Here is a 5,997-nt window from a genome sequence, read left to right as displayed (position 1 = left end):
GGCGATTCGGCCTTGCCCGCGAATGAACGAAGCAGAATTGCCGGCCAGACGGCAGGCAAACGGTGCGTGACCCACGATGAACCGTGCCGCGCGCACCTTGGGTCGTGCCTCGTCGCAGAGGCCCCTGTCAACCCGGCAGCACCCCGATTGCGCGGGTCAGCCCAGACGCGGATAAACGTGCCACCACAGGCCACACGCCCGGAGGAACCATGCGCAGCCACCGCGAATCCCATCTCGTTTCCCGCGCCGGCTGGCTGCGCGCTGCCGTGTTGGGCGCCAACGACGGCATTGTTTCCACCGCCAGCCTTATCCTCGGCGTTGCGGCATCGGGCGCGGACAGGCCGGCATTGCTGGTGGCGGGTGTGGCTGGCCTCGTGGCGGGTGCGATGTCGATGGCGGCGGGCGAATATGTCTCGGTCAGCAGCCAGGCTGATACCGAAGCCGCCGATCTGGCACGCGAACGGGCCGAGCTGGACGCCGATCCCGATCACGAGCATTTCGAACTGGCGGCCATTTACGTCACGCGCGGTGTTGATGCCGAAACCGCCGACACGGTGGCCCGCCAGATGATGGCGCATGATGCGCTGGGCGCTCACGCCCGCGAAGAACTCAACATCACCGATATCACCACGGCGCGGCCCGTTGCGGCGGCACTGGCATCGGCGGGCACCTTCACCGTTGGCGCGGCCTTGCCGTTGCTGCTTGCGGTGCTGTTGCCGATGCCGCTGATGGCGGCGGGGCAGGGCGGCGGATCGGTGCTGTTCCTTGCCTTGCTGGGTTTTGCCGGCGCGCGGGCAGGCGGGGCGCGGCCATGGCGGCCGGTGATGCGTGTGGTGTTTTGGGGCGCGCTGGCGATGGCGCTCACCGCGGGCATCGGGCGGCTGGTTGGCACCGTTGTCTGAACGGGCTAGAAGCCGGCGCATCCCCCGGAGTCGCCCCCGATATGCCCACCATCGCGCTTGCTTCCGATCATGCCGGATACGCCCTGAAAGTGGTTTTGGCTGATGAACTGCGCGGGCAGGGGCATCAGGTGATCGATCTGGGGCCGGACAGCGAGGCCAGTGTCGATTATCCCGATTTCGGCCGCGCGCTGGGCGAAGCCGTCGCCGCCGGCCGCGCCGAAAAGGGCATTGCCGTGTGCGGCAGCGGCATCGGCATTTCCATCGCGGTCAATCGCATCGCCGGGGTGCGCTGCGCACTGGTGACCAGCGGCTTGATGGCGCGGTTGGCCCGTCAACACAACGATGCCAATTGCATCGCGCTGGGCAGCCGGATAATCGGCATCGACACGGCGCGCGACTGTGTTCGCGAATTTATGGAAACGCCCTTCGAAGGTGGCCGCCACGCCGGCCGAGTCGCCAAGCTGGCCTGAAGAACGAGGTTGAGGAGAAGCACGATGAGCACGAGCCCGAAGACTTTGGCGATGACTGACATTCGCCCTGATGGCTTCTTCGAAACGCCGGTGGCCGGGAGCGATCCCGCTGTCGCCGCCGCGATTGCCGCCGAGCTTGACCGCCAGCAGAACCAGATCGAGCTGATCGCGTCGGAGAACATCGTTTCGCGCGCCGTGCTCGAAGCGCAGGGCAGCGTATTCACCAACAAATATGCCGAAGGCTATCCCGGCAAGCGTTATTATCAGGGCTGCCATCCGTCCGACGTGGTGGAGCAGTTGGCCATCGACCGCGCCAAGCAGCTTTTCGGCGCGGCCTATGCCAACGTGCAGCCGCATTCGGGCGCGCAGGCAAACGGCGCCGTGATGCTGGCACTCACCAAGCCCGGCGACACCATTCTGGGCATGAGCCTGGATGCCGGCGGCCACCTTACCCATGGTGCCAAGGCTGCCCAAAGCGGCAAATGGTACAACGCCATCCAATACGGCGTGCGCCGCGAAGATTGCCTGATCGATTATGACGAGGTTGAACGGCTGGCGGTGGAGCACAAGCCGGTGCTGATCTTCGCCGGCGGTTCGGCTTATCCGCGCATCATCGATTTTGCCCGTTTCCGCGTTATTGCCGACAAGGTGGGCGCGCGCCTGCTGGTCGACATGGCGCATTTTTCTGGCCTGGTCGCGGCCGGCATTCACCCGTCGCCGATCCCGCATGCCGATGTGGTGACCACCACGACGCACAAGACCCTTCGGGGCCCGCGCGGCGGCATGATCCTGTCGCGCGATGCCGAACTGGGCAAGAAGTTCAACAGCGCCGTGTTCCCCGGCCTGCAGGGCGGCCCGCTGATGCACGTGATCGCTGCCAAGGCCGTGGCTTTTGGTGAGGCGTTGCAGCCCGGGTTCAAGGATTATGCCAAGGCGGTGGTTGCCAACGCCCAGGCGCTGGCCGCCCGGCTGATGGAGCGTGGCTGCGCGGTGGTGGCCGGCGGCACCGATACCCACCTGGCGCTGATCGACCTGTCGCCCAAGAGCCTGACGGGCAAGGATGCGGACGAAGCGCTGGAACGCGCCGGCATCACCTGCAACAAGAACGGCGTGCCCTTCGATCCGTTGCCGCCAACCAAGACCAGCGGCATCCGTGTGGGTTCGCCGGCCGGCACCACGCGTGGTTTTGGCATTGCCGAATTCCAGGCGATTGGCGACATGATCGCCGATGTTCTGGACGGGCTGGCTGCCAATGGGCATGATGGCAACGCCGAAGTGGAAAAGGCGGTAAACGTGCGGGTGCGGGCGCTGTGCGCGCGTTTCCCCATTTATCCGGCCTGATCTGCTCACGTTGCGGCGGGGGAGTTGGCAATGCAGGATGATGAAAAGGGCGGTTCCAAGCAGCCTGGGCCTGACAAGCTGCAGCAGGCAGCAGACGACGCGGTGGCCGCTGGCAAACGGGCGTTCGAAACCGGTACTGGCAAGCAGGTTGCCGACATTGCCGACGCCGGCTTCACCAAGGCGGGCCGGGTGGTTGATGATCTGTTCGACAATCCGACCGGGCAGCAACTGAAACAGGGGGCCAACGACCTGCTGAAAAAGGCCGGCCCGTTCGCGGCGTCCGGCGTTGGCCGCAACCTCATCATCGGTGCCGTGGTCGGCTTGGTTGTCGGCCTCGTTTTCTCATTCATCGGCCTGTTCTGGGGCGCGGTGATCGGCGCCGGGCTTGGTTTCCTGCGCACCATCACAAAGCGGCCCTGATGCGCTGTCCATTTTGCGGCAACGACGACACCCAGGTGAAGGACAGCCGCCCCACCGATGACGGCGCGTCGATCCGGCGGCGGCGGCAGTGCCAGGCCTGCGGTGGCCGCTTCACCACCTTTGAACGCGTGCAGCTGCGCGAGCTGACGCTGATCAAGAAAAGCGGCAAGCGCGAACCATTCGATCGCGACAAGCTGGCGCGTTCGATCGAAATCGCCTGCCGCAAGCGCCCGGTGGCACCCGAGCGCATCGAACGGCTGGTCAATGGCGTCGTGCGCCAGCTAGAATCGCTGGGTGAAGCCGAGATCGATGCGGGCGCGGTTGGCGAAATGGTGATGGTGGCGCTGAAGGCGCTCGATCCGGTGGCCTATGTCCGCTTTGCGTCGGTTTATCACGATTTCCGCGAGGCCAAGGATTTCGAGACGTTTGTTGGCAGCCTGTCCGAAGCCGTGAACGGCGCGAAGGACACACCACAATAGCCGCCCGGCCTGACAAGTACCGGCAAAGCCGCTAGGGCGTGGCGATGACCGAAGCTTTGCCGCCCAATCCGCCCGCCATCATCCTCGTGCGCCCGCAACTGGGCATGAATATCGGCGCAGTGGCGCGCGCCATGCTGAATTTCGGGCTGACCGAATTGCGGCTGGTGCAACCGCGCGATGGCTGGCCCAATCCAGAGGCCGGGCCATCGGCGGCGGGGGCCGATAATGTGATCAACGGTGCCACTGTATTCGACAGCGTTGCGCAAGCCGTGGCCGATTGCCATCTCACCATCGGCACGGCGCAAACCACGCGCGACATGGTTCGCCGTGTCACTTCACCGGCCGCCGCAGTAGCCGAAATGCAGGCGCTGCCCGCAAAATCCGCGCTGTTGTTCGGCCCGGAACGCACCGGGCTGGTGCGCGAGGATCTGCTGCATTGCCACGCCATCTGCACCATTCCCAGCAATCCGGATTTCGGCAGCCTCAATCTGGCGCAGGCGGCGGCGGTGATGGGCTATGCCTGGGTGATGGGACACGCCGCGCCGCCGCCGACCTGGATGGTGAACCATGAAGGCCCGGCCCCGCAGGCCGAACTGGCCGGCTTGATCACGACGTTGGAACAACGCCTGACGCAAAATGGCTGGTTCAACCCGGCCCCCGGCCTCACCGAAACCTCTCGCCGCATGTTGCTGAATGTTTTCACTCGGCCCGGCTACACCGGCGCCGAAGTGCAGTTCCTGCGCGGCGTGGTGCGCAGCCTGTCACAGCCGCGCCGCGATGCCAAACGGGCGGCAACCGCGGCGCCCACCCAGCACGATTGAGGCGCAGCTAGGCCGGCAATCCGGTACGGCGCAGCGCCACGGTAATTTCCTCTCGGATGGCCGGATCTGCAAATGGAAAGGCGCGCAGGAACCGGTTGCAGGTGACCGCCGGCTGACGCCGCTGCGCCTCGGCAAGCCACGCCTGCGCCCGCGCATCATCGCCGTTGAGGCCATGACACGCCGCCGCGATCAACGCGATCAGGGCATGCGCGCCCGGTTCACGGGCACTGCGCTCGGCCCAATGTGCAGCGGCTTGATGATCCGCCCGCACCAGATGCGATATCGCCCGGGTTGCCAGCATGGCATAACGCAGCGGATCGAGCGGGCTGAGCGCCATGGCATGGTCGGCATAGCGTTGCGCATCGGCACCGTGGCCCAGCAGACTGTGAATCCAGGCCCGCCCATAGACGCCTTGGGCATAATTGGGGCTGAGGACGGTTGCGCGGTCGAGCCAGCCCAGCCCGGCGGAAAGTTCGCCGGACAACCAGTGCGCGCGCCCCATGACGGCGTTGGCAAAGGGGTCCAGCGGATCGAGTTGTACTGCGCGATCCGCTGCGCTGCGGGCAGCAGCAGCAGCATCCGGCTCGCCGTAATCCAGAAAGGCATCCTGAAAGCGCACGAACGACAATCCGGCATGGGCCCGGGCAAAAGCCGGTTCCTTGGCTATGGCCTGGCGGAACAAGGTGCCAGCGGCCGCATTGTCGGCAGCGTTGAAGCGATACATGTGCTGGAGGCCAAGGTGATAGGCCGACCATGCCTCCAGCGATTGTGCCGGCATCAGACGGGCGCGTTCCGCCTCGTGCAGGGGTACTTGCAGTTCCAGCGCTGCGACGACCCGCGCCGCAATCACCGCTTGCAAGGACTGGATTTCGCCAGCCTTGATCTCGAAGTGATCGGACCACAGCAAGCCGCAATCGGCGGTTTCCACCAGGTCCACATCCACGCTCATGCGGCCGCCATGCAGGCTCATGCTGCCGTGCAGTACATAACCCACGTTCAGCGCCGCGCCGATGTTGCGCACATCGGGCTTGGTGCCGCTGTATTGAAAGGCAGAAGCGCTGGCGATCACCAGCAGCCAGCGCAGGCGGGCAAGTTCGCGGATGATTTCCCGGGGCAAGGCGTGGGTGGCAACCCCCAGCGCCGCCAGATCGCCGTGTGCCGCGAATGGCAGCACGGCTATGGCCGGCCGCGCCGTTTCGGCGGCAGGTGCGGGTGCCATTTGTAAACTGCTTGCCGCTGCTGGCAGGGCCGAATCGAGTTCGGCAATGAAGCGAAATCCGCGGCCATGAACGGTGCGGATGACCTGCTGGTCCTTGCCATTGTCGCCCACCAGTTGGCGCACAGACTTTATTCGGCTTGAAATGGCCGCATCCGATACGATGCGGCCCTGCCATACGCTGGCAATCAGCTCGTCTTTATCCACAAGGCGATGGCGATTGGCGATCAACATGATCAGCAGCGCCAATACCTGCGGCTCGGCCGGAACCGTCACGCCGTGAGCGTGCAGTTCAAAACGCTGCGTATCAAGCGCGTAGGGCCCAAACTGATAATTCATGCCGGACTG

Annotated in this window: 7 protein-coding genes; 6 read left to right on the top strand and 1 reads right to left on the bottom strand. The window is 65.2% G+C overall.

The window, feature by feature from the left end:
- The first annotated feature begins 209 nt into the window (after positions 1–209).
- The 6 genes from ACESL8_RS06625 to ACESL8_RS06600 are packed head-to-tail and all read left to right on the top strand — an operon-like array spanning position 210 to position 4,433.
- The gene (locus ACESL8_RS06625; RefSeq protein WP_372917079.1) at positions 210–902 is read left to right on the top strand and encodes a VIT family protein; all 693 of its coding nucleotides are present in this window, start codon (positions 210–212) and stop codon (positions 900–902) included.
- 41 nt (positions 903–943) lie between these two features.
- The gene (gene rpiB / locus ACESL8_RS06620) at positions 944–1,372 is read left to right on the top strand and encodes a ribose 5-phosphate isomerase B (RefSeq protein WP_372917077.1); all 429 of its coding nucleotides are present in this window, start codon (positions 944–946) and stop codon (positions 1,370–1,372) included.
- A 51-nt stretch (positions 1,373–1,423) separates the two neighbouring features.
- The gene (gene glyA, locus ACESL8_RS06615; protein ID WP_372917082.1) at positions 1,424–2,713 is read left to right on the top strand and encodes a serine hydroxymethyltransferase; all 1,290 of its coding nucleotides are present in this window, start codon (positions 1,424–1,426) and stop codon (positions 2,711–2,713) included.
- A 30-nt stretch (positions 2,714–2,743) separates the two neighbouring features.
- Positions 2,744–3,133, top strand: a complete 390-nt coding sequence (locus tag ACESL8_RS06610) for a hypothetical protein (RefSeq protein ID WP_372917074.1) — start codon at positions 2,744–2,746, stop codon at positions 3,131–3,133.
- On the top strand, positions 3,133–3,612 hold the full coding sequence (nrdR, locus tag ACESL8_RS06605) for a transcriptional regulator NrdR (RefSeq protein WP_372917071.1): 480 nt from the start codon (positions 3,133–3,135) through the stop codon (positions 3,610–3,612). Before ACESL8_RS06610 ends, nrdR begins: the two co-directional genes overlap by 1 nt.
- 44 nt (positions 3,613–3,656) lie before the next feature.
- Positions 3,657–4,433, top strand: coding sequence for an RNA methyltransferase (locus tag ACESL8_RS06600; protein WP_372917069.1), 777 nt, complete (start codon positions 3,657–3,659; stop codon positions 4,431–4,433).
- Positions 4,434–4,440: 7 nt separating this feature from the next.
- Here ACESL8_RS06600 and ACESL8_RS06595 read toward each other — a convergent pair.
- A partial coding sequence (locus ACESL8_RS06595; protein WP_372917066.1) for a winged helix-turn-helix domain-containing tetratricopeptide repeat protein occupies positions 4,441–5,997 on the bottom strand: 1,557 nt, incomplete at its 5' end.

This window comes from Sandarakinorhabdus sp., assembly GCF_041689835.1.
Classification (GTDB): domain Bacteria; phylum Pseudomonadota; class Alphaproteobacteria; order Sphingomonadales; family Sphingomonadaceae; genus Sandarakinorhabdus.
This window is presented reverse-complemented; position numbering and strand designations above follow the sequence as displayed.